Source organism: Citrobacter sp. RHBSTW-00859 (genome assembly GCF_013729795.1).
GTDB classification, from domain to species: domain Bacteria; phylum Pseudomonadota; class Gammaproteobacteria; order Enterobacterales; family Enterobacteriaceae; genus Citrobacter; species Citrobacter braakii.
This window is the reverse complement of record NZ_CP056285.1, coordinates 43443-63443: the sequence shown is the minus strand read 5'-3', so window position 1 is coordinate 63443 and position 20001 is coordinate 43443. Positions and strand designations below refer to the sequence as shown.

The following is a 20001-nucleotide window of genomic DNA, read 5'->3' as shown; positions in this document are numbered from 1 at the left end:
TGATGAATGATATTTCAATAACTGATTATCTCGGGCCTGGGGTGTATTTATTACAAAATTACCCAAAAGAAACTGAGGGCCTGATTGCAGAGAAGGGTTATAAGGTGCACAACTGCGCTGATCTGGCGCAGTGTAAAGATATTCTTAACCGCAATAAAGTTAATTTCCTTTTAACCAATGATAAAGATAATAATTTTAATGAATATGCCAAGATTGTCAGAACCGCTGCAAGACAGCTTGTAAATAAAATCGTTATTAATATCTTTGTAGAAAAGGGAAACGGTCAGAGTTTCCAGGATTTTATTAATATAACTGACAATCTTGGTTATTCGATAGACACTGTATTTTATTTGCTCAATCCTGGCTATGATGAACAATTTCGGGATGATCAAAGCCTAAAGATAGTTTTGAGTTATAGACGTCAGTCAGTAGTTTCGACAGACAAAAATATCTTAGAAACGACTATTTTTGAAAAAAAACTTGTAAATACTTTTCCCTACATACGTCCTGGGGATCGAGTACTTGTAATCATTAAGAATAAAAATTCGATAACAAACATTAAAAATATTATTGCAGAACAAACCAAGGCATCTGAAGTTGAAATTTACTCATTGGATGAAATTAAAAGTGTTCAGCTAAATGGCAATGGCTACCATTTTCTCATTACTGATAAATATGCCGATGATGGACTAAATAATGCACTCAAAGTCATTATATCTTACCTAGTGCCCGCTGGCAGGTACGTTAGTTTTCATACAGATAAAACTGTAGTTGAGACATTAAGTAATTACAATTTACAACCTGAAGTTTATTTATTTTATGAACATGGCCTTTTAAAGACTCAAATACATCAGGGAGAGGAAATTACACTCTCTCCTGAATTATGTGTTTTTATGAAAAGCCCTTTAGCCAGGTCAGAGCTTCCGTATCAGGAAACGATTTATGGCTACTCGCATCCACCAAAAAACCTATTAGCTTTTGCCAGAGATTATACTAACCCGTGGCTTATTCGCGGGATCGTAGAATTCCCATTCAGGAATAGGTCAACTTATCATCTACAGCAGTATAGCCATCAGATTTTGGAGCACAGTGCTCCTGACAGCCCCGATTATGCCGCTGCATTGGCAGTATTAGGTTATCAAATGCTAAGCGGCAGTGATGATACAGCTGACATTTACGCAAAAATGCTAGATTACTGCTCAAATGTGTCGCAGATGGATAATCCTACGCCACATCAATATCGTTGGCTCATATCTTTATCGACACTTTTAGGTCTTATTTGTAACAAAAATAATGATAAAGCTAATGCGTTAATCCATTTATCTCGTGCAGCAAACTCCAGCATTGATAAATTTAGCCCCTCTATCGGCACGAAGATTTTACAAAGCTTTTATCTTCAGTCCGTTATATTAATTTCTTTAAATAGAATCTCCTGTGCCGAGATAATCGTCGATAGAGGGATTAAAAGAGGTATACAGCTACTTTATCAACATCCTGACGAACTGGTGGGGAAAATATCTCAACCATTTAATTTTGTGCTTTATATTTACCATGATATTCTTGATTGGCTTATAAAGATGGTCAACATTAAAAACGCCATACCAGGCAGAAAATTCAACATTGCAAATTTTGACAACGGTAACACCTGGTCGGCTTTGCTTCATGAACGCATGAATGCAATAAATAATATGTCGCAAATGATAGATGAGCGTGACAGAACAATTCATGATCAAAAATGCTTAATTGATGAATGCGATAGAACTATTCACGACCAGAAGCGCCTTATTGATGAGCGAGACAGCACTGTTCTTACGCAAAAAAATTTAATTGATGAGCGTGACCTGGTCTCTGCTCAGCAAAATCAATTAATTGAGCAGAATAATAAAACTATTCAGCAGCAAATTCAAAATGTAACTGACTTAAATAGTCAAGTTTCCTCTAAGGAACAGAAAGTTGATGAATTACAGAATCAAAACATAAAATTAATTTCATTAATCGATGAAAAAGATCTCCATATTGCCCAGCTCTCTGCAGATCTAGAACGTGCAAATACCATACTGCGTAAGATTAATAGCACGCCTGTAATAAGGCATCTACTACGCATGCTAAATATAAAATAATTCTATTGTGAAAGGTTATAATGGCTAATATTGCTTGGTTTATACCTCAACTCATTGAAGGGTCTGGCGGCCACCGCACAATGCTGCAACATGCCGCTTATCTGGAAAAAATGGGTCATACATGTACAATTTTTCTTGAAGATAAAAGCGGCAAAACAAGCGGTGCAGAGGTAATTCATAAATTATTTGGTCTAAAATTTAAAGACGTCATTTATGACTGGAATAATGCGCAACCATGTGATGCTGCAGTTGCAACAATATGGTATTCTGCACCATTCGTGGCCGCTCTACCATTTGATTGTAAACGTTTATATTTCGTTCAGGATTTTGAAGCTTACTTCAACCCGGTGGGCGATGCTTACCTGATGGCTGAAAATTCATACTGTTACGGCTTAAAGCCAATTACGATTGGGCGCTGGTTACGATATAAACTGCAAAATGATTTTGCTGTTGAAAGCTATCACTTCGAATTTGGGGCGAATCATAATATCTATAAGCGCGTTCCCACCATTCAAAAAGAAAAAGCGGTTTGCTTTATCTATCAGCCAGATAAACCGCGACGTTGTTCGCGTATTGGTATTGAGGCTTTAGGTATAGTTAAACATTGCATGCCAGATGTTAAAATTTATCTTTATGGTTCATCAATTAATGATAATCTCTGGTTCGAGCATGAAAATCTAGGTTTATTAGATTTGCCGAAATGTAATGAGCTATATAATAAATGCTCCGTAGGACTCTGTATTAGTTCTTCAAATCCCTCTCGCATCCCCTTTGAAATGATGAATGCAGGCCTTCCCGTTGTTGAAGTCTGGCGAGAAAACAATCTTTATGATTTTAGCGAAGATGCTATGCTGTTGTGTAAACAGACACCTGAAAGTATTGCCGCCGGTATTATGAAAATTCTAAACGATGCTGATTTAGCCGCGAGTATGAGCTCGGCTGGTCAAAAGTTTATGAATGGGCGTACCCTGGAAACGGAAACAGAAGGCTTTTACAAAGCGTTCAACTGCGTGATGAACGAGCAGGCATACACAGCAGAAGTGATTTCACGATCGTATAATAAGCCCCCGTTTGAAGCCCCTCTTGCCAGACCTGATATTGCCAACACGTTAACATTCGCGCATCAGAGTCTGTTAAAGAGAATTGCTCTACGTTTACCGTTATTTGTGCGCACACCTTTAAGCGCGCTTTATTTTAAGTTGAAGAATTAATCCAGATGAATAAATTTAAACTCAAAACTGTTGATGTATGGGATACAATTCTGCGTCGTGATTGCCATCCAGACTTCATAAAGCGGTCAACTGCATATTATTTTTTCCTTAAATTTCATTCGCTACACAATGTTGATTCCGTCGACCAGCTATTTACTAAGCGAGTTGAAACAGAGCGCTTAATTGGTAAGAAAAACAAAGATCTTGGTTATGATGATGAGTATCTCATTCAGGATGTAATGCTTCAATGGGTAGAAAACTATATCTCTGCAGAGCAATATGATACGCCAGCGATAGCACATGAGCTATATTCCTGGGAAATTGAGCAAGAGAAGAAGCACATCTATCTGGATCCAGGTATTGAGGACTTTCTTGCGCAATATCCCTCTGATAAGACAATCTTTCTGTCCGATTTTTATACTTCATCCACTGATTTAACAGAGTTACTCGTTAGCGCTGGATTGGATCAGTCTGTCATATCAGATGGCGTTTCTTCAATTGACGAGCGACTGAACAAGAGAAGTGGACGTCTCTTCGATTTTATTCAACAAAAATATCAGTTAGCCGGCGTTGACTGGATACATATTGGCGATAATGAATGGTCCGATGTGCAAATGCCGACATCAAAAGGTATAAAAAGTATTCGGTATCTCCCAGCCCAACAGCATCAGCTGCGTGAGCAAAAAGAGTTTCTCTGGAATAAAAATGAAGATCTCACGGAAACGATCACCAATAATATTCTTAATAAATATGCAGCATCTAAAGATTTATCAGTTGATTTTCAGCTTGGCTTGAAAACAACTCCGTTAATCGCTGGTTTTTGCCTTAAAATTTTGGAACAAGCCGTCATATCAAAAAGTGAAAAAATCCTCTTTTTCACTCGTGAAGGCGAGTTTTTCATTAAAGCAATGAATATTTTGATTGGTCATCTCAAGACTAATATTAAAGAAATAAAGTTACCAGAAATCGATATTATAGAAGTCAGCCGTCTGGCTACCTTCGCTCCGTCTCTACAAGAAATTAGCATAAAAGAGATGATGCGTGTTTGGAATTTATATAGCACACAGTCCATTAGCTCTTTATTCAAGACCCTTAACGTTGCCCCTGAAACATTCCAGAGTTTCATCGACAAATATGGGATTCCTGCAGATGAACAGATCCAATATCCATGGCAGGACAGCCGTATTCAGCAACTTTTTGACGACTCTGGTTTCAAAGAGACGCTCTGGCAGCATGTGATGCAGCAAAGAGCTCTTTTGAAGAACTATTTTGCGACAAAAGGTCTAACTGATGATATCAATGCGCGTATTTGCGTAGTCGATGTCGGCTGGCGTGGCACCATTCACGATAATATTGCTCTTCTTTATCCTGATATTCATTTTACCGGCATATATCTGGGCCTGCAGAAATTTCTCAACGAGCAACCATCAAACACATCAAAAGTTGCTTTTGGCCCAGATTTGAATCACCAACTGGAGTATCCTCATTTTCTTGATTCCGTTGCTCCTATTGAAATGATTACCAACTCCCCTTCAGGTAGCGTAACAGGCTATGGGCTGGAGAATGGTAAGATAGTCGCTATTCGCAGTGTTAACGACGACGAAAACAGCGCGTGGCATAATTTCACAAAAACATTTCAAGAAGGGATCCTGGCCGGTATGGAATCCTTCTCCGCTGCAGTGTTGAGTTATGGCATTACTCACGACGTTGTACGTGGCTACGCCCTAAATATTTGGGATGTGCTAATTAGTGGTAGTAATAAATCTCTAACTGACGCTTTTAATAATTTAAATCATAACGAAACATTCGGCTTAGGTGGATACGTTAAGAAAAACCATGTACCCACGACCTTCGAGATATTAAGCTCTTTATGGAATAAAAACAACCGTGCAGCATTGATTGAATTTATTAAAGCAAATCAATGGAGCGATGGCATACGTAAAAGAGACAATCTGCCCTCGCTAAATAAATACATTTTAGCACTGACGATTGACCTTGCGGTTTTTTATAAAAGAAAATTCTATCGCAAGTATTAATTACTTTTTATTCAGGGCATCGACAGATGCTTTTTTTTTAAAGTTAGGGAAGGTGCGAATAAGCAGGTCATTTCTTCCCAAGCTGACTCGCTGATTAAAATTTCGCGGATCTGGGCCGATTTTTTTCCCGCAAACACATCGAATCAGCCGGTGATGCTGCCAACTTACTGATTTAGTGTATGATGGTGTTTTTGAGGTGCTCCCGTGGCTTCCATCTCCATCAGTTGTCCCTCCTGCTCAGCTACTGAAGGCGTGGTGCGTAACGGTAAAAGTACTGCCGGACATCAGCGCTATCTCTGCTCTCACTGCCGTAAAACATGGCAGCTACAGTTCACTTACACCGCCTCTCAGCCCGGTACACACCAGAAAATTATTGATATGGCCATGAATGGCGTCGGATGTCGCGCCAGTGCACGCATTATGGGCGTTGGCCTCAACACGATTTTACGACACTTAAAAAACTCAGGCCGCAGTCGGTAAACTCACGTATACAACCGGGCAGTGACGTCATTGTTTGCGCGGAAATGGACGAACAGTGGGGTTACGTCGGCGCTAAATCACGCCAGCGCTGGTTGTTTTACGCGTATGACAGGATACGGAGGACGGTTGTGGCGCACGTATTCGGTGAACGCACGTTGGCCACGCTGGAGCGTCTTCCGGGCCTGCTGTCGGCCTTTGAGGTCGTGGTATGGATGACGGATGACTGGCCGCTTTATGAATCACGCCTGAAGGGAAAGCTGCACGTTATCAGCAAGCGTTACACTCAGCGCATTGAGCGGCATAACCTGAATCTGAGGCAGCATCTGGCAAGGCTGGGCAGGAAGTCACTGTCGTTCTAAAAATCGGTGGAGCTGCATGACAAAGTCATCGGGCATTATCTGAACATAAAACACTATCAGTAAGTTGGAGTCATTACCGACGAAATAATGGTTTTGCCGACGCTGCCACTGTAATTGGGGTCGGTTCCGGCTGAGGGCGAAATGACACCCTAAGCTTTCGGTTCCTTGGGCCAAAGATATTCGCCAGTCAGTAGAATGTGCGCCCAGCCCAATGGGGATATGTGGGGAAGAAATTCAGGGGGAACATCCAACCCTTCGTTCCGCCGCTCCGTGACGGCATGACCAAGATGGACGGTATTCCAGTAAATGATCACCGCAGTCAATAAATTGAGCCCAGCGATTCGGTAGTGCTGCCCCTCTGTCGTGCGATCGCGAATTTCCCCCTGCCTCCCGATACGGAGCGCATTTTTGAGCGCATGGTGGGCCTCTCCCTTGTTAAGACCGATCTGAGCACGCCGCTGCATGTCCGTATCCAGGATCCACTCAATAATGAAAAGGGTCCGTTCAATACGACCAACTTCACGAAGCGCAACTGCAAGGTTGTTTTGTCGTGGGTAAGAAGCGAGCTTGCGCAGGAGTTGGCTGGGCCTGATTTTGCCAGCGGTCATCGTCGCGGCACAACGGAAAATATCAGGCCAGTTCGCAACGATAAGATCCTCCCGGGCTTTTCCACCTACCAACTTGCGTAACTCCCTGGGGGTCGTATCGGGATTAAATACGTACAACCGCTTCGATGGCAGATCCCTGATTCGCAGAACGAGATTGTAGCCGAGCAGGCTACTGGCTCCGAACAAATGGTCGGTGAATCCTGCTGTATCGGCATACTGTTCGCGAACATGGCGACCGACCTCGTTCATCAGTAGTCCATCGAGAATATACGGTGCCTCGCTCACGGTCGCCGGGATCGACTGACAAGCGAATGGCGCGAACTGGTCGCTTACGTGAGTATACGCTTTGAGGCCGGGAACAGAACCATATTTGGCATTGACCATGTTCATGGCTTCGCCATGCCGCGCTGTCGGGAAAAACTGACCATCGCTCGATGCTGACGTGCCCATCCCCCAGACGCGTGACATCGGCAGTTTACCCTGCGCGGCCACCACAATTGCCAATGCCTGGTTCATGGCTTCGCTTTCAACATGCCAGCGGGCAAGGCGTGAGAGCTGCCAGTAATCATGCGTGTTTGTAGCTTCCGCCATCTTACGCAGGCCCAGATTGAGCCCTTCAGCGAGCAGGACGTTGAGCAGACCGATCCGGTCGCGACATGGAGCCCCGGTTCTCAGATGGGTAAACGCATCTGTGAAACCAAGGGCTGCATCAACTTCAAGCAGCATGTCGGTAATCCGAACGGACGGCATTCGGCGATACAGATCCAGTATGAGTGCCTCGGCACCATCCGGCACGTCTGCTGTCAACCTGTCGATCCGCAACGTTCCATCTTCTATGCTACCGTGCGGAATAGTGCCGTTACGGGCAGCCCGGGCCAGCCGCTTAAGAGCGATCGTGAGTCGCGCCTTTCTGTCTGCCAGCCAATCCTGTGGGTTGGAAGGCACGGCCAGTTTTGCATTTTCCTGCGCCGCGATCATCGGCACCAGTACCTGCTTGAGGTCACCATAGCGGCGCGAATGAGCGAGCCAGATATCTCCGGAACGAAAAGCATCCCGGAGGTGAAAGAGTACCGCCACTTCCCAAAGACGGGTATCTCCTTTTTCCTGAGCTCGTAAATGACGGTTCCATTTGGAGCTGGGCCGCAGGAAACGCCTTTCTGGCGATGCAACACCTTTCATCTCTCCGATCGACAAAGCTGCTGCTACCAATGGTCCGGCGACCGGCGCGGCTTCGAGCTTCAGACTGCGCAACATGCGGGGCGCATAACGACGAAAGCGATGGTATCCCTGCCCGACATATGCAAGAGGCTCATCGGCTAGCGTGTTGCTGAGTTGAGTCCCTGTCGCTACCAGTTGAGCGAGCCGGTCCCATGCAACCGAACTGGCGACAGCCATCTCCAGCGGGGTTCCGTCACTGCGGGCCTCAAGCAACGAAGCTCCCAGCGCGGTGAAGGTACGGATCGTATCCGTGAGTGTGGCTTTAGAGCCGGAAATTGTTTCGTCATGCTGGCGCTTCGCTTCCCGCCAGGTTTTTCCTACGATCCTGTCATGGGTTTCGACTATGGCATCAGCAATCGCCGCTTCCCACTCCACAACACAGACGGCAAGGATCGCCCAGCGGCGGTCCGAAGTGATGTCACGCAAACCGTCGGTGAAGTAGCGTTCACCCTGCCGACGCAGCCGGGCAATGCGATGGGCAGGTATGCTGGCCAAAGCACTATGATTGATATTCAGGGTACGCAGAAATTCGAGCCTGTCGAGCAAACGGTTAGCAGCAGCCGAGTTGTTACCAACCTCGAAGTTGCGAAGCCAGATGAAACGACTGATATTGCCGGCGAGCATTTCACTCAGAAGTTTGTCCAGGTGATCGCGAACATCCGCTGTTAAATTTTCCGCAATCCGCGTTTCAATCCGCCGCTCAGCGGCGACCAGAGCATCCGCGCACAAGCGCTCGATTGTCGATACTGCGGGCAGAATGGTGGAAGTTTCCCGACACCGCACAATAAAACGATGAGCAAGATCCTCGTTTGATCTGGCATCTTCGGCCTGGCCGAAAGTCCACTCCCGCAGATCACGGGCACCACGGCCCGTGAAGGTCTTGTAGCCGTAAATTTCGCGCAGCGTGTCCATGTGCTGCTGACGGGTTTGGCGCCGTGTGGCATAAGTGAGAAGCGCATCAGCCGGAACTCCAAGCTGAGCACCGACGAAGGAAAGGACTTCACGCGGGATCATCTCACCAGGAGCCAGTGCACGGCCCGGATATCGTAAGGCACAAAGTTGCAGGGCAAAGCCAATCCTGTTTTCCGGTCTGCGGCGCTGCCTAATGTTTTCCAGGTCATCATCGCCCAGCGTGTAGAACTTCAGTAGCGACAGTTCGTCCGTGGGCAGATCGAACAGCGCTGCTCGCTGCCGTTCGGTGAAAATATGGCGTCGTGACATACAAATTCGTCCCTTTTGAAGTATAGTCTGTTTTGGACAACAGCCAGCCCATATAAATCAGGGCGTTCCGATACAAAAATCCAGGAGGGTTCAATTGGGACATCGTGCCGCCATTTACTGCCGGGTTTCAACAGCGGATCAGTCTTGTGAACGCCAGGAATTTGATCTGCGAGCCTTCGCCGGCCGTGCCGGCTACGACGTGGTGGGAATATTTAAGGAAACAGGTTCAGGAACTAAACTCGACCGGGCCGAGCGAAAGAAAGTCCTGGCGCTTGCCCAGTCCAGACAAATTGATGCAATCCTGGTCACTGAGCTTTCCCGGTGGGGGCGCTCGACGCTCGATCTGCTCAATACGCTACGTGAACTGGAGAACTGGAAGGTTTCCGTGATAGCCATGAATGGAATGGCGTTCGATCTTTCGTCGCCGTATGGACGAATGCTGGCGACGTTTCTTTCCGGCATTGCGGAGTTTGAGCGGGATCTCATCAGCGAGCGGGTCAAGTCAGGCCTTGCTGTTGCGAAGGCACGTGGTAAGAGGCTTGGTCGTCAGGCCGGAGTGCGACCAAAATCAGACCGACTTTTGCCTAAGGTGGTTGCGATGAGGGCCGAGGGACGCAGCTATCGCTGGATCGCACGCGAGCTCGGTATCAGCAAGAATACCGTCGCTGACATCGTGCAACGACACAGAGCTAACGCTTAGGGTGTCATTTCGCCCTCAGCCGGAACCGACCCCTAAAATGCAGTTCATTACCTTTAACCACTGGAACTAGACATGGCTAATGAAGATCTCCCCTCTGGGTGCAAACGCTGTAAAGGATGCAATCAGGTTAAACCCTTCGAAGAATTCGGTAAGGAACTTAAGGGTAAGTTTGGCCTTAAAAGTAAATGCAAGTTGTGCATTAGCGATAAAAACAGAAATTATGCTGCCGGTTCCGGTGCAGGTGTAAAACTCCAAAACAATAAAAAATACCAGACCGAGCATAAGAGTGAACTGGCAGAAAAGATGAGAGTAAGACGGGCAAAGAAAAAATTTGGAGATAACTATGAAGCATATCTAGCATCTTTAGAAAGGATTAAAAACCTCTGATAATTACATAACAACCTTAGTCAATAAGACACAAAGATTATGTATTGTTGCTTTTATTTCAAAGCATCAACTTTATTGAAAAGTTACGCTATACACTGTGCAATTTATTATGCTGATTTAATTTGGTGATTATATGAGTTGTCATGACAGAGACATCAATAAGATCCTTCAATCATTCACTCACTTAATGGTTGAAGCAAAAAAAAGCATCTTTCATTCAAAATCAATGAAGGTTCAAGGTCTTCAGTTAGTAGATGAGTTATACATCCGTGCCCGGACGGGAAAAATGTCATACCTCGGTTCGTCGGTACTGGTAGTCGCAACCATTTCAGTGAAGACCCCAGGCAAAGGATTTTTCAGACAGTTACTCTCGAAATTAAAAGAAGCAGCTGAGACAAATAACTACATCTTAAAGGTTGAGAATGTCATCAGCACCGAACTTAGGGAGTTTCTTATCAGAGAGGGTTTTTCATTTCCTGGTGAACGGTGGATGTGCGGTTCCGGCTACTGGGCTCCATCATCACTTAGGCTTAATGACCAATTAAGCACCCTCCCCGTCTAATATGAGGCCGTAAATGTTCATAACCCCTGAAGTTGCTTATGTCTGCGAGCTGTTACATAAATATGATGTACTTCCACTCGAATGTGATGGTCATACTATGGTTGTAAGTTGCCTGCTAGATAGATTCTGTATACCGCACCAGCGCATCGTTGGAGAAGTAACGTTGGCTGGAACTGGCCAGATAATTCGACCTCATCTGTGGATAGAGTATGACGAATACATAATAGATTACCGCCTCCGCATGTGGGCAAGGAAAACCGAAGATAATGTTAGTCTAGTGCCTCATGGCATCTTTATCGAAGATAAAAGTCAGGCAATTTACACTGCTCAAAGAATTGCAAATAAAGCCATGATATCAGACTCGATAATTGATTTTATGACAGATGGGTTATGGACTAAGATTCTCCTAGAAATCCCTGGTAAAAAAAGAATTACATAAAGCAGGAGGATTAAGTTTGTTCATAAAGTTTTTCTTCACTGACACTCAAAGCAAAGATGTCTTTTTCCAAGCACCAATCTTAGAAAATATTTGCTTTTCTACTGACTCAAGTTGGTTCATTAAAAGATGATAGTTGAATCGCCACGGATAATCTAGACACTTCCGAGCCGTTGATAATACTGGTTTTCATATTCTGTCGGTGAAATCTGATCGCTAGAACCATGCCGACGCTTACTGTTATAAAACATTTCGATGTAATCAAAAATATCGCTGCGGGCTTCTTCCCGCGTTCCGTAGATCTTTTTCTTTATCCGTTCGCGTTTCAACAATTGGAAAAAGCTTTCTGCAACCGCATTATCATGGCAGTTACCGCGACGGCTCATGCTGCCCTCCAGGCCGTGTGATTTCAGGAACGACTGCCACTCATGGCTTGTGTACTGACTGCCCTGATCCGAATGAACCAGCACCTGTTTTTGGGGATTACGCCGCCATACAGCCATCAGCAGTGCGTTCAGGACAATGTCCTTTGCCATCCGGGATTGCATGGACCAGCCGATAATTTTGCGTGAGAACAGATCAACAACCACGGCAAGATACAGCCAGCCTTCGTGGGTTCTGATGTAGGTTATATCCGTTACCCAACGCTCATTCGGAGCATCCGGATTGAACTGTCGCTGGAGCCTGTTGGGCGACACGATACTGGCCTCGCCTTTACGTGCCCGCGGGCTCCGGTATCCGACCTGAGCCTTTATCCCGACACGTTTCATCAGTCGCCAGACTCTGTTCACTCCGCACTGTTGCCCGCTGTCCCGCAGATCCAGATGGATTTTACGATAACCATAGACGCATCCCGATTCCAGCCAGAACTGTTTAATCTGTCCTGTCAGTCTCAGGTCTGCCTGATGGCGTTGTGAATGCGGCTGCTGAAGCCAGGCGTAAAAACCACTGGGATGAACATCCAGCACCCGACAGAGCAGGCGAACAGGCCAGCAACAGGTGTTGTCACGGATAAAGGCGTACCTCAGTCGGACAGCTTTGCGAAGTACGCCGCTGTAGATTCAATCTGTCAATGCAACACCCCTTTCAATTATCTCTTTCGGTGTTTTGAACTTCAGTGTCTTTCTCGGTCTGTTGTTTAGCTGAGCAGCAACCAGATCTAGTTCATGTTGAGTATATTGGGCAAGACATGTCTTTTTAGGAAAGTACTGCCGAATTAGCCCATTTGTGTTCTCATTTGTTCCCCGCTGCCAAGGACTCTGAGGATCGCAGAAGTAAACTTTAACGCCGGTGCTGACAGTAAATTCTAGATGTCTGGCCAGTTCCATTCCTCTGTCCCATGTCAGTGATTTTCTGAGTTCTGACGGTAAACTCAGGAATTTGTCGGTAAGAGCCTGATTTACTGAGACAGAATCTTTGCCCCTGAGTCTAAGGATGATCGTATAACGTGATTTTCGGTCTACAAGTGTGGCTATATGAGAGTTTTTTGTACCTGAGACTAAATCGCCCTCCCAATGCCCCAGAGAGCGTCTGTTATCGATATTTCGGGAACGTTCGTGAATTGGTGTTCCGTTCACTATGTTAATCGTACCTCTTTCGCCTTTGCGGGTATGACGCCTGCCATGGCGAAGGCTATGCGACCGTCGCAGATGCTGTATATTCAGGTGGTGTAGCGCTTCACGGCTACGAAAGTACAGCGTTTTATAAATTGTCTCAGGTGATATTCGCAGCGTTTTTTGACGTGGTTTTGTTCGCCTTAACCATCCTGATATTTGCTCTGGAGACCATTTCATCTCCAGCTTTTCCAGAACAAGCTTTCGCAATGGTAAATTTTGATCCAGTAAGCACGGTTTTGGCCTTTTCGCCATTCTGTTGGCTCGGTTATTAGCATCAACAGCTTTGTAATAGCGTCTGCCCCGATTACGCTGAACTTCACGTGAGATCGTCGAAGGACTGCGATTCAGCGCAGTAGCTATCGCACGAATGCTCATTTTGGCTGACAAACCAGCTCGTATCTCCTCGCGCTCAGACAGTGTCAGGTGAGCTACAGCCCGCTTACGCTCATGGGGTTTTATGCCGCCAGTATCCCTTAACATAGTGAAGATCGTTCCGGGTTTTGAACCCAGGATATTCGCTATTTCACTGAAGCCTGTTCCGTTCTTCCATAGTTCAAAAACAGAGGCTTTTTCCTCTGCTGTAAATGTTCGTCTCATTCAAAAAACCTCCGCAACCCCATGTTTTCACATAACTGTTGCGTTGACCAATTGAATCTACAGCGGCTTTTTTTAATATGTCCCGTTCGTCGGTAACCCGTTTCAGCTCTTTCTGGAGACGGCGGATCTCGGCCTGAACATCTGACTGTTCTTTATTAGTGGAAGAATCCGGACCGTACTTCTTTATCCAGGCGTAAAGGCTGTGGGTGGTGATATCGAGACGTGTTGCAACGCTGGCAACAGAATAACCGCGATCAACAACCTGTTTGACTGCTTCAATTTTAAACTCTTCGGGATAACGCTTACTGCTCATGGGCACCTCTCTTTAAGCCATCTTAAATGACTCTGAGGTGTCTGTTAAACCCGTGGCGATTCAAGTCAGGAGTCTCAGCTCCAATGTTCCCTTCCCACTTTAGAATCAATTCACTTACCTTCCCTTTTAATGTTGCAAGGAGAACAAGCTGTTTCTTCGCGAATACAATCTCTTCCTGATGTATGTTTTTCTTTGCCATTGTAGTGTAGGTTCCATATCCATGTTGATTTATGTTAAGGATTACATTTTATTAACAATATTTTTATTGATTGTAAACACAAATCTCAATGGAATAGCATGAATTAAAGTCATCACGACCATTTTACCTAGTAGTATCAGCATGATAGTAAGTGAAATCAGATTATAAAAAGCAGATAGTCATATCGAACAAAAAGATAATTGAAATAAAACAAAAAACCATCACTGTTAAGTGATGGTTAATGATTTCAATATGGAATTATTTAGTAATCAAACAAAATAACCAGGATTATTAATCAGATCACTTTGTTGAGTACTATGTGCCATTTCAACAAATTCAGACACGCTTGTAATTTCATTGAGTGTGGTGATTGCGAATAATCGAAAAGAAAACTCTTTATTACCTTTTCTTGGGTAGATGTTCAGGAAAAAATTCAACTTTTGACCAACCGGACACATACTTGAAACCGCAGCATAAGATTGTGTCTGTCTGAGGTACTGAGTGAGGAATTGAGCAAGATCAACACCCTCATCAGACGTTAACGACCTGGATGTCTGAACCTTTAATAACCTTACAAGGTTATCTATGGCGGTCTGAATAGGAAGAAGTTCTATCTGAGGAACCTTCAAAAAATCAGCTATGATAATACCAAGTAACTGGCTCTGATCGTTCATGAAATTATGGATATAAAGAAAGTGTGAGTCACCGAATCTTTCAGCAGAATCATACTTAAAATTCCATTCATTCAATACTGCACTGTACTTCATTTTATTCATGGTTAGCTCCTCTTTATATAAAAAAAGATTAACGCAACATTCATCGGTGACGAAATTCTAAGACCCGTTAATTTCGCCCCCTATTGGGGTCATAAAAAATTGTCACGCTACGGCCTGTCTGGCAGAATCCCCTGAAACCGATTTGCGATAAGTAACCCTGATGAAAAACCTCATTAATGATGTTGCGACTGAAGCACGGGCATTACTGAACGGTATCCTCGCTGACTGTGATACCGATGACACAACGGGCACATGCCTATTTGCCAGTCTGCTATTAGCTCGTCTGGCACATAGCAAAGGGTTATCAGCTGTGATTAGAGGTGGCGATGGGAAATCTGACGGCGGGTTATTCACTATGTATGGCGGGTTCGGTCATTACTGGTGTGAGATCTCCAACAACGATGAATTCCATATTGTTGATATATCGGCAGATCAATTTGGCTTCGAAGGAGTTATCGTTAAGAACATCAAAGAGGTAGAAGGCTGGCCACGTTACATCCCTGGAAACCAGGATGTCGTAAATGCTGGAGTTGAGGAGCTCTTCAACCACGGATACTAAATGGTCGAGTCTAAGTGCGATTTATACACCTCAAAACGCCCCCATTCTCGATTCAAGAATTATTGATTTACAAGTAATATCAGAAATATTTAGTTCACTCTAAGGCAAGTGAATGAAGAAGAAATTACCGTCATGGTCACCAGCTGAAGATCTGAAGCTTATAAAAGGGCTTAAGGATGGTTACTCATTTGCAGCGCTTACGTCCATTCTTGGATACAATGAAAGGATAATCCAGTTAAGATGTATCGAGTTGGATTTATACCTTCTCATAAGAGAAAATCTCTCCGAGCCTAACGAAATTACCCTCAAGCCTAACTCTTCAATCAGAGTGCCACCGGCTGAACCAGCTTCAGGTATAACTCTTAAAACCCTGCTAGATAATGGATGGGTAGCACACTGCATAAATGGTGAAAATGTTCTGTACTCTCCAGAATGGTGGCGAACAAGAAACACAAGCCTGTTAGTACCCGAAGATGAGGATACTGATCAGCTACATAAGAAAACATCTTCACACCTCATTACCGGTAAACCGTGGACTCCTGACGATACTCGGGTCTTACTTAAGGCGATACAACATGGTATCAGTAAAACGGCACTTGCCGAGCTTACCTTAAGAAGCCATCAATCCACTCTTCAGCAACTTATAGAGCTTGGAATGATTACCGTGGGCGCTGAAGACGATTCATCTAGTACGGTTATATGGTTAAATAAAAAAATAAGTTCTGCGAAATTATCAAAAAAACGTTTTCTTGATGTCCTGCCACTAATCGAATTCGGCTGGCACATTGATGGATTCGACCTTACCGCCCCAGATTGGTGGAGCAAGCATATAGTGCTTAATGAAATTATCTATGAAACCGTACCAGATAAAACCATTTCAAATTACCCGGCCAGAACTGACATTGATTGTGATAGTGAAAAACCACAACAAATTAAGGAAAGATCAGTGCCTGAACGGAACCAAAGAGAACCACAAAAACCAGCCAAATGGGTATGTGGAAACTATAAGTTTTTAATTACACTTCTATCTGAGCATCGTTCAATAGAAGTGATTGCCAAGAAAATGAATAGGACAGATGGCGCGATTAGGTCACGTCTACAGCATATCGGTATAACGCGTTACGAGAAACCAACAAAACCTGGTGAAAAAGGAAGTGTCATTAAAGCTACATCAATTTCTACAGATATCTTCAGAAACCAGCCATTTTTTGTGAAGAGATTACTCATAGATGCCGGATGGTCTGAAAAAAACAATGAATTGCATTGCCCGGTCTGGTGGAGCAATTATCCACACAACGTTTAACGGGCTTAGTCACGAACTCTACCCTGGAGAACTATATGTTTGATTATTTTAACAGACCATTTGACACTTTCGACTGGGCGCTGATTATAGGATGCGGAATCCTTTTTGTCGGGCACTTTATCTGGAAAATCTTCTTCAGCGATGAAGGCCGTAGGAAAATTGATAATGAAGCGCCGCCTCCAATCATGACTCAGAAAGTAGATGATGAAACGGATGGTAAATAAGCACACAAAAATAAAACGCCCTTAAGTTATATATAGTACCTTGAACTATGTATATTGTGTATTAAGGCAGAGAAATCTGCCTTTTTATTTGACAATAAACTCTTTAGAATTATAGTGTATTGTATGTTTAACGTGTATAAAGGAATGAACCTTGTCATCGGTTAAAGTCAAAGCAACTATCGTAGGGTAATGACTCCAACTTAATGATAGTGTTTTATGTTCAGATAATGCCCGATGACCTTGTCATGCAGCTCCACCGATTTTGAGAACGACAGTGACTTCCGTCCCAGCCTTGCCAGATGTTGTCTCAGATTCAGGTTATGTCGCTCAATGCGCTGAGTGTAACGCTTGCTGATAACGTGCAGCTTTCCCTTCAGGCGGGATTCATACAGCGGCCAGCCATCCGTCATCCATACCACGACCTCAAAGGCCGACAGCAGGCTCAGAAGACGCTCCAGTGTGGCCAGAGTGCGTTCACCGAATACGTGCGCCACAACCGTCTTCCGGAGCCTGTCATACGCGTAAAACAGCCAGCGCTGGCGCGATTTAGCCCCGACGTATCCCCACTGTTCGTCCATTTCCGCGCAGACGATGACGTCACTGCCCGGCTGTATGCGCGAGGTTACCGACTGCGGCCTGAGTTTTTTAAATGGCGGAAAATCGTGTTGAGGCCAACGCCCATAATGCGGGCGGTTGCCCGGCATCCAACGCCATTCATGGCCATATCAATGATTTTCTGGTGCGTACCGGGTTGAGAAGCGGTGTAAGTGAACTGCAGTTGCCATGTTTTACGGCAGTGAGAGCAGAGATAGCGCTGATGTCCGGCGGTGCTTTTGCCGTTACGCACCACCCCGTCAGTAGCTGAACAGGAGGGACAGCTGATAGAAACAGAAGCCACTGGAGCACCTCAAAAACACCATCATACACTAAATCAGTAAGTTGGCAGCATCACCCGCAGCTCATTATGCCCCTGCTTTTGGCAACCTGGCATACTGCTTCAATATCAACTAATTCCAACAGTGGGTTAGTGGGCGTTTCGATCCAGATTAGACCTGTATTCTCTTGAATATGGCGCTCTACTGACGCCAGATCATTAAGATCGACATAACTGAATGTCGTACCTGAAGTTTGTTTACGCAGACGTTCAAACAACCGATAAGTACCGCCATAGACCCCTTTCATTACTAATACATGGGAATCCTTAGGTAGCAATTCCAATATAAGTGCAGTTGCTGCCATACCGGAAGCGGTTGCCGTAGCATAGATACCTCCTTCCAACTCAGCCAAGGCGGTTTCATATGCATATCTTGTCGGGTTACTGCAACGGGAATAACAAAACTCCCCTTCTTCGCCTAAATTTGGCTGAATGAAGGAACTGGCGGTAGTAATCGGTGGAAAAATAGCATTATTGCCCCGGTCAACTTGATCTCCGGCATGGATAACCAGAGTCGCGATCGATTTTGATTTGCTCATTATTTGTCCCTTTAAATTTTAACGATAGCCCGCCGATCATTATTAATAATGACGTTAGGCCACGCGGTTAAACCGTAATATTTATTTACGTGTCATTATACTGATAATTTCTTTATCTGTTTGCCTCATTGGCGATAACACTAATTTACATAAATTATTGATAGAACCTTCAACATCGCAGGAAACAATGCCATCACGCTCCCCTGCAACACTATTTTGTTGCGCCATCAACACCGACTTAAATGCACAGGCGGTAGCGGTAGACACTTTCATGGCACAACTATTTGATGCACCATCGCAAATAATGCCACTAATATCACTGATCATATTACTGACCGCGTAGGAGATAGTTTGAAAATCTTGGGTCAATAACCAACTCATACCTGCCGCCGCCCCCATTGCTGCCGTTGACGCCGCACACAATGCAGACAATCGGGTATAACGCATATGAATTGAGATTGCGGCTAAATAGATGCGCGGAATAGTAGATCACTGAAAGGGAACTCAGCCCGGATTGTGCGATCTGATCAATCGCCAAACCAACCAAAACCACCAACCGGACTGAGCGATGCCGATCATAGCACCAATACCCCGTGGCGAACGACGCCTGATGCAGAAAGCTATTCATAAAACGCGCGATAAAAATCATGCCCGCAGACTCACGGCCATGCTGATGCTTCATCGGGGTGAACGGGTCAGCGATGTTGCCAGAACTCTCTGTTGTGCTCGTTCATCCGTTGGTCGCTGGATTAACTGGTTTACGCACTCAGGTATTGAAGGCCTGAAATCCTTACCCGCAGGGCGCTCCCGACGCTGGCCTTTTGAACATATCTGCACCCTGTTACGTGAGCTGATAAAGCATTCTCCCGGCGATTTTGGTTATCAACGTTCACGCTGGAGCACCGAATTACTGGCATTAAAAATCAATGAGATAACCGGTTGCCAGTTACATGCAGGAACCGTTCGCCGCTGGTTGCCATCTGCGGGGCTTGTATGGCGCAGGGCCGCGCCAACTCTGCGTATCCGTGACCCACATAAAGATGAAAAGATGGCGGTAATCCACAAAGCGCTGGATGAATGCAGCGCAGAGCATCCGGTATTTTATGAAGATGAAGTGGATATCCACCTTAATCCTAAAATCGGTGCGGACTGGCAGTTGCGCGGACAGCAGAAACGGGTAGTGACGCCGGGGCAGAACGAAAAATACTATCTGGCCGGCGCACTGCACAGTGGCACGGGTAAAGTCAGCTACGTGGGCGGCAACAGCAAAAGTTCAGCGCTGTTTATCGCTCTGCTGAAGCACCTGAAAGCCACTTACCGGCGGGCGAAAACAATCACGCTGATCGTTGATAACTACATTATCCATAAAAGCCGCGAAACACAGCGCTGGTTGAAAGCAAATCCCAAGTTCAGGGTAATTTACCAGCCGGTTTACTCGCCGTGGGTGAATCATGTGGAACGGCTATGGCAGGCACTTCATGACACGATAACCCGTAATCATCAGTGCCGCTCAATGTGGCAGTTACTGAAAAAGGTCCGCCATTTTATGGAAACCGCCAGCCCATTCCCCGGAGGAAAACATGGTCAGGCAAAAGTGTAGCGG

The 20001-nt window shown here is 45.1% G+C and carries 15 protein-coding genes and 5 pseudogenes; 12 read left to right on the top strand and 8 right to left on the bottom strand.

Going from position 1 to position 20001, the window contains the following annotated elements; translation table 11 throughout:
• Window positions 1–2 precede the first annotated feature (2 nt).
• The 4 genes and pseudogenes from HV302_RS26270 (at window position 3) to HV302_RS26255 (ending at window position 6269) form a co-directional block, all read left to right on the top strand.
• Entirely contained in the window at window positions 3–2120 is a 2118-nt protein-coding gene (locus tag HV302_RS26270; protein ID WP_181562252.1) for a hypothetical protein, read from the top strand.
• A 20-nt stretch (window positions 2121–2140) separates the two neighbouring features.
• Window positions 2141–3331: a rhamnosyltransferase WsaF family glycosyltransferase gene (locus HV302_RS26265; protein ID WP_001618955.1), complete on the top strand. Its 1191-nt coding sequence runs from the start codon at window positions 2141–2143 to the stop codon at window positions 3329–3331.
• Window positions 3332–3336: 5 nt separating this feature from the next.
• The gene (locus HV302_RS26260; protein WP_181562253.1) at window positions 3337–5367 is read left to right on the top strand and encodes a hypothetical protein; all 2031 of its coding nucleotides are present in this window, start codon (window positions 3337–3339) and stop codon (window positions 5365–5367) included.
• A 204-nt stretch (window positions 5368–5571) separates the two neighbouring features.
• Window positions 5572–6269, top strand: a pseudogene (locus HV302_RS26255) (IS1 family transposase).
• Window positions 6270–6355: 86 nt separating this feature from the next.
• On the opposite strand, the gene HV302_RS26250 reads toward HV302_RS26255, so the two are convergent.
• Window positions 6356–9253 (bottom strand): Tn3-like element Tn5403 family transposase, encoded by a 2898-nt coding sequence (locus HV302_RS26250; protein WP_191212346.1) that lies wholly within the window; start codon window positions 9251–9253, stop codon window positions 6356–6358.
• 94 nt (window positions 9254–9347) lie between these two features.
• Here HV302_RS26250 and HV302_RS26245 point away from each other — a divergent pair, with 94 nt between their 5' ends.
• From HV302_RS26245 to HV302_RS26230, 4 genes are all read left to right on the top strand, one after another.
• Window positions 9348–9953 carry a recombinase family protein gene (locus HV302_RS26245; protein WP_000509966.1) on the top strand — a complete coding sequence of 202 codons (606 nt, stop codon included), beginning with the start codon at window positions 9348–9350 and terminating at the stop codon, window positions 9951–9953.
• 72 nt (window positions 9954–10025) lie between these two features.
• Window positions 10026–10340, top strand: coding sequence for a hypothetical protein (locus tag HV302_RS26240; RefSeq protein ID WP_009652923.1), 315 nt, complete (start codon window positions 10026–10028; stop codon window positions 10338–10340).
• Between the two features lie 187 nt (window positions 10341–10527).
• Entirely contained in the window at window positions 10528–10902 is a 375-nt protein-coding gene (locus tag HV302_RS26235) for a hypothetical protein (RefSeq protein ID WP_016241519.1), read from the top strand.
• A gap of 13 nt (window positions 10903–10915) precedes the next feature.
• Window positions 10916–11341 carry a hypothetical protein gene (locus tag HV302_RS26230; protein ID WP_016241518.1) on the top strand — a complete coding sequence of 142 codons (426 nt, stop codon included), beginning with the start codon at window positions 10916–10918 and terminating at the stop codon, window positions 11339–11341.
• Between the two features lie 152 nt (window positions 11342–11493).
• Here the strand turns inward: HV302_RS26230 and HV302_RS26225 are convergent.
• From HV302_RS26225 to HV302_RS26210, 4 genes and pseudogenes are all read right to left on the bottom strand, one after another.
• Window positions 11494–12387: pseudogene (locus tag HV302_RS26225) on the bottom strand (IS3 family transposase); the annotation flags it as partial.
• 12 nt (window positions 12388–12399) lie between these two features.
• On the bottom strand, window positions 12400–13551 hold the full coding sequence (locus HV302_RS26220) for an IS30-like element IS30 family transposase (RefSeq protein ID WP_001254932.1): 1152 nt from the start codon (window positions 13549–13551) through the stop codon (window positions 12400–12402).
• 64 nt (window positions 13552–13615) lie between these two features.
• Window positions 13616–13864 (bottom strand): annotated as a pseudogene (locus HV302_RS26215) (transposase); the annotation flags it as partial.
• A gap of 468 nt (window positions 13865–14332) precedes the next feature.
• Window positions 14333–14839 (bottom strand): hypothetical protein, encoded by a 507-nt coding sequence (locus HV302_RS26210; RefSeq protein WP_007372203.1) that lies wholly within the window; start codon window positions 14837–14839, stop codon window positions 14333–14335.
• A gap of 160 nt (window positions 14840–14999) precedes the next feature.
• Between HV302_RS26210 and HV302_RS26205 the strand changes: the two genes are divergently transcribed.
• The 3 genes from HV302_RS26205 to HV302_RS26195 all read left to right on the top strand — a co-directional run bounded on the left by HV302_RS26205 (window position 15000) and on the right by HV302_RS26195 (window position 16925).
• The gene (locus HV302_RS26205) at window positions 15000–15398 is read left to right on the top strand and encodes a hypothetical protein (protein ID WP_016241897.1); all 399 of its coding nucleotides are present in this window, start codon (window positions 15000–15002) and stop codon (window positions 15396–15398) included.
• Window positions 15399–15510: 112 nt separating this feature from the next.
• Window positions 15511–16701 (top strand): hypothetical protein, encoded by a 1191-nt coding sequence (locus tag HV302_RS26200; RefSeq protein ID WP_009652915.1) that lies wholly within the window; start codon window positions 15511–15513, stop codon window positions 16699–16701.
• 35 nt (window positions 16702–16736) lie between these two features.
• Window positions 16737–16925 carry a hypothetical protein gene (locus HV302_RS26195; protein WP_007372207.1) on the top strand — a complete coding sequence of 63 codons (189 nt, stop codon included), beginning with the start codon at window positions 16737–16739 and terminating at the stop codon, window positions 16923–16925.
• A 200-nt stretch (window positions 16926–17125) separates the two neighbouring features.
• On the opposite strand, the gene HV302_RS26190 is transcribed toward HV302_RS26195, so the two are convergent.
• The 3 genes and pseudogenes from HV302_RS26190 to HV302_RS26180 form a co-directional block, all read right to left on the bottom strand.
• Window positions 17126–17823, bottom strand: a protein-coding gene (locus tag HV302_RS26190; RefSeq protein ID WP_223335778.1) for an IS1 family transposase whose coding sequence is annotated in 2 segments (ribosomal slippage) — window positions 17126–17574 and window positions 17574–17823 — 699 coding nt in all. Because the reading frame shifts where the segments join, the coding sequence is not laid out codon by codon here.
• Window positions 17824–17879: 56 nt separating this feature from the next.
• Window positions 17880–18398: pseudogene (locus tag HV302_RS26185) on the bottom strand (PLP-dependent transferase); the annotation flags it as partial.
• A gap of 81 nt (window positions 18399–18479) precedes the next feature.
• Window positions 18480–18869 (bottom strand): annotated as a pseudogene (locus tag HV302_RS26180) (L-serine ammonia-lyase, iron-sulfur-dependent, subunit alpha); the annotation flags it as partial.
• Between the two features lie 97 nt (window positions 18870–18966).
• On the opposite strand from HV302_RS26180, the gene HV302_RS26175 reads away from it, so the two are divergent.
• Entirely contained in the window at window positions 18967–19998 is a 1032-nt protein-coding gene (locus HV302_RS26175; RefSeq protein WP_032425611.1) for an IS630-like element ISEc33 family transposase, read from the top strand.
• Window positions 19999–20001: the final 3 nt, after the last annotated feature.

Bases quoted from the DNA above. Each gene is read 5' to 3' on its own strand.
- HV302_RS26175 (WP_032425611.1), top strand. From the start codon at position 18,967: ATGCCGATCATAGCACCAATACCCCGTGGCGAACGACGCCTGATGCAG.
- HV302_RS26200 (WP_009652915.1), top strand. From the start codon at position 15,511: ATGAAGAAGAAATTACCGTCATGGTCACCAGCTGAAGATCTGAAGCTT.
- HV302_RS26230 (WP_016241518.1), top strand. From the start codon at position 10,916: ATGTTCATAACCCCTGAAGTTGCTTATGTCTGCGAGCTGTTACATAAA.
- HV302_RS26265 (WP_001618955.1), top strand. From the start codon at position 2,141: ATGGCTAATATTGCTTGGTTTATACCTCAACTCATTGAAGGGTCTGGC.
- HV302_RS26220 (WP_001254932.1), bottom strand. From the start codon at position 13,551: ATGAGACGAACATTTACAGCAGAGGAAAAAGCCTCTGTTTTTGAACTA.
- HV302_RS26195 (WP_007372207.1), top strand. From the start codon at position 16,737: ATGTTTGATTATTTTAACAGACCATTTGACACTTTCGACTGGGCGCTG.
- HV302_RS26210 (WP_007372203.1), bottom strand. From the start codon at position 14,839: ATGAATAAAATGAAGTACAGTGCAGTATTGAATGAATGGAATTTTAAG.
- HV302_RS26260 (WP_181562253.1), top strand. From the start codon at position 3,337: ATGAATAAATTTAAACTCAAAACTGTTGATGTATGGGATACAATTCTG.
- HV302_RS26250 (WP_191212346.1), bottom strand. From the start codon at position 9,253: ATGTCACGACGCCATATTTTCACCGAACGGCAGCGAGCAGCGCTGTTC.
- HV302_RS26235 (WP_016241519.1), top strand. From the start codon at position 10,528: ATGGTTGAAGCAAAAAAAAGCATCTTTCATTCAAAATCAATGAAGGTT.
- HV302_RS26205 (WP_016241897.1), top strand. From the start codon at position 15,000: ATGAAAAACCTCATTAATGATGTTGCGACTGAAGCACGGGCATTACTG.
- HV302_RS26240 (WP_009652923.1), top strand. From the start codon at position 10,026: ATGGCTAATGAAGATCTCCCCTCTGGGTGCAAACGCTGTAAAGGATGC.
- HV302_RS26270 (WP_181562252.1), top strand. From the start codon at position 3: ATGAATGATATTTCAATAACTGATTATCTCGGGCCTGGGGTGTATTTA.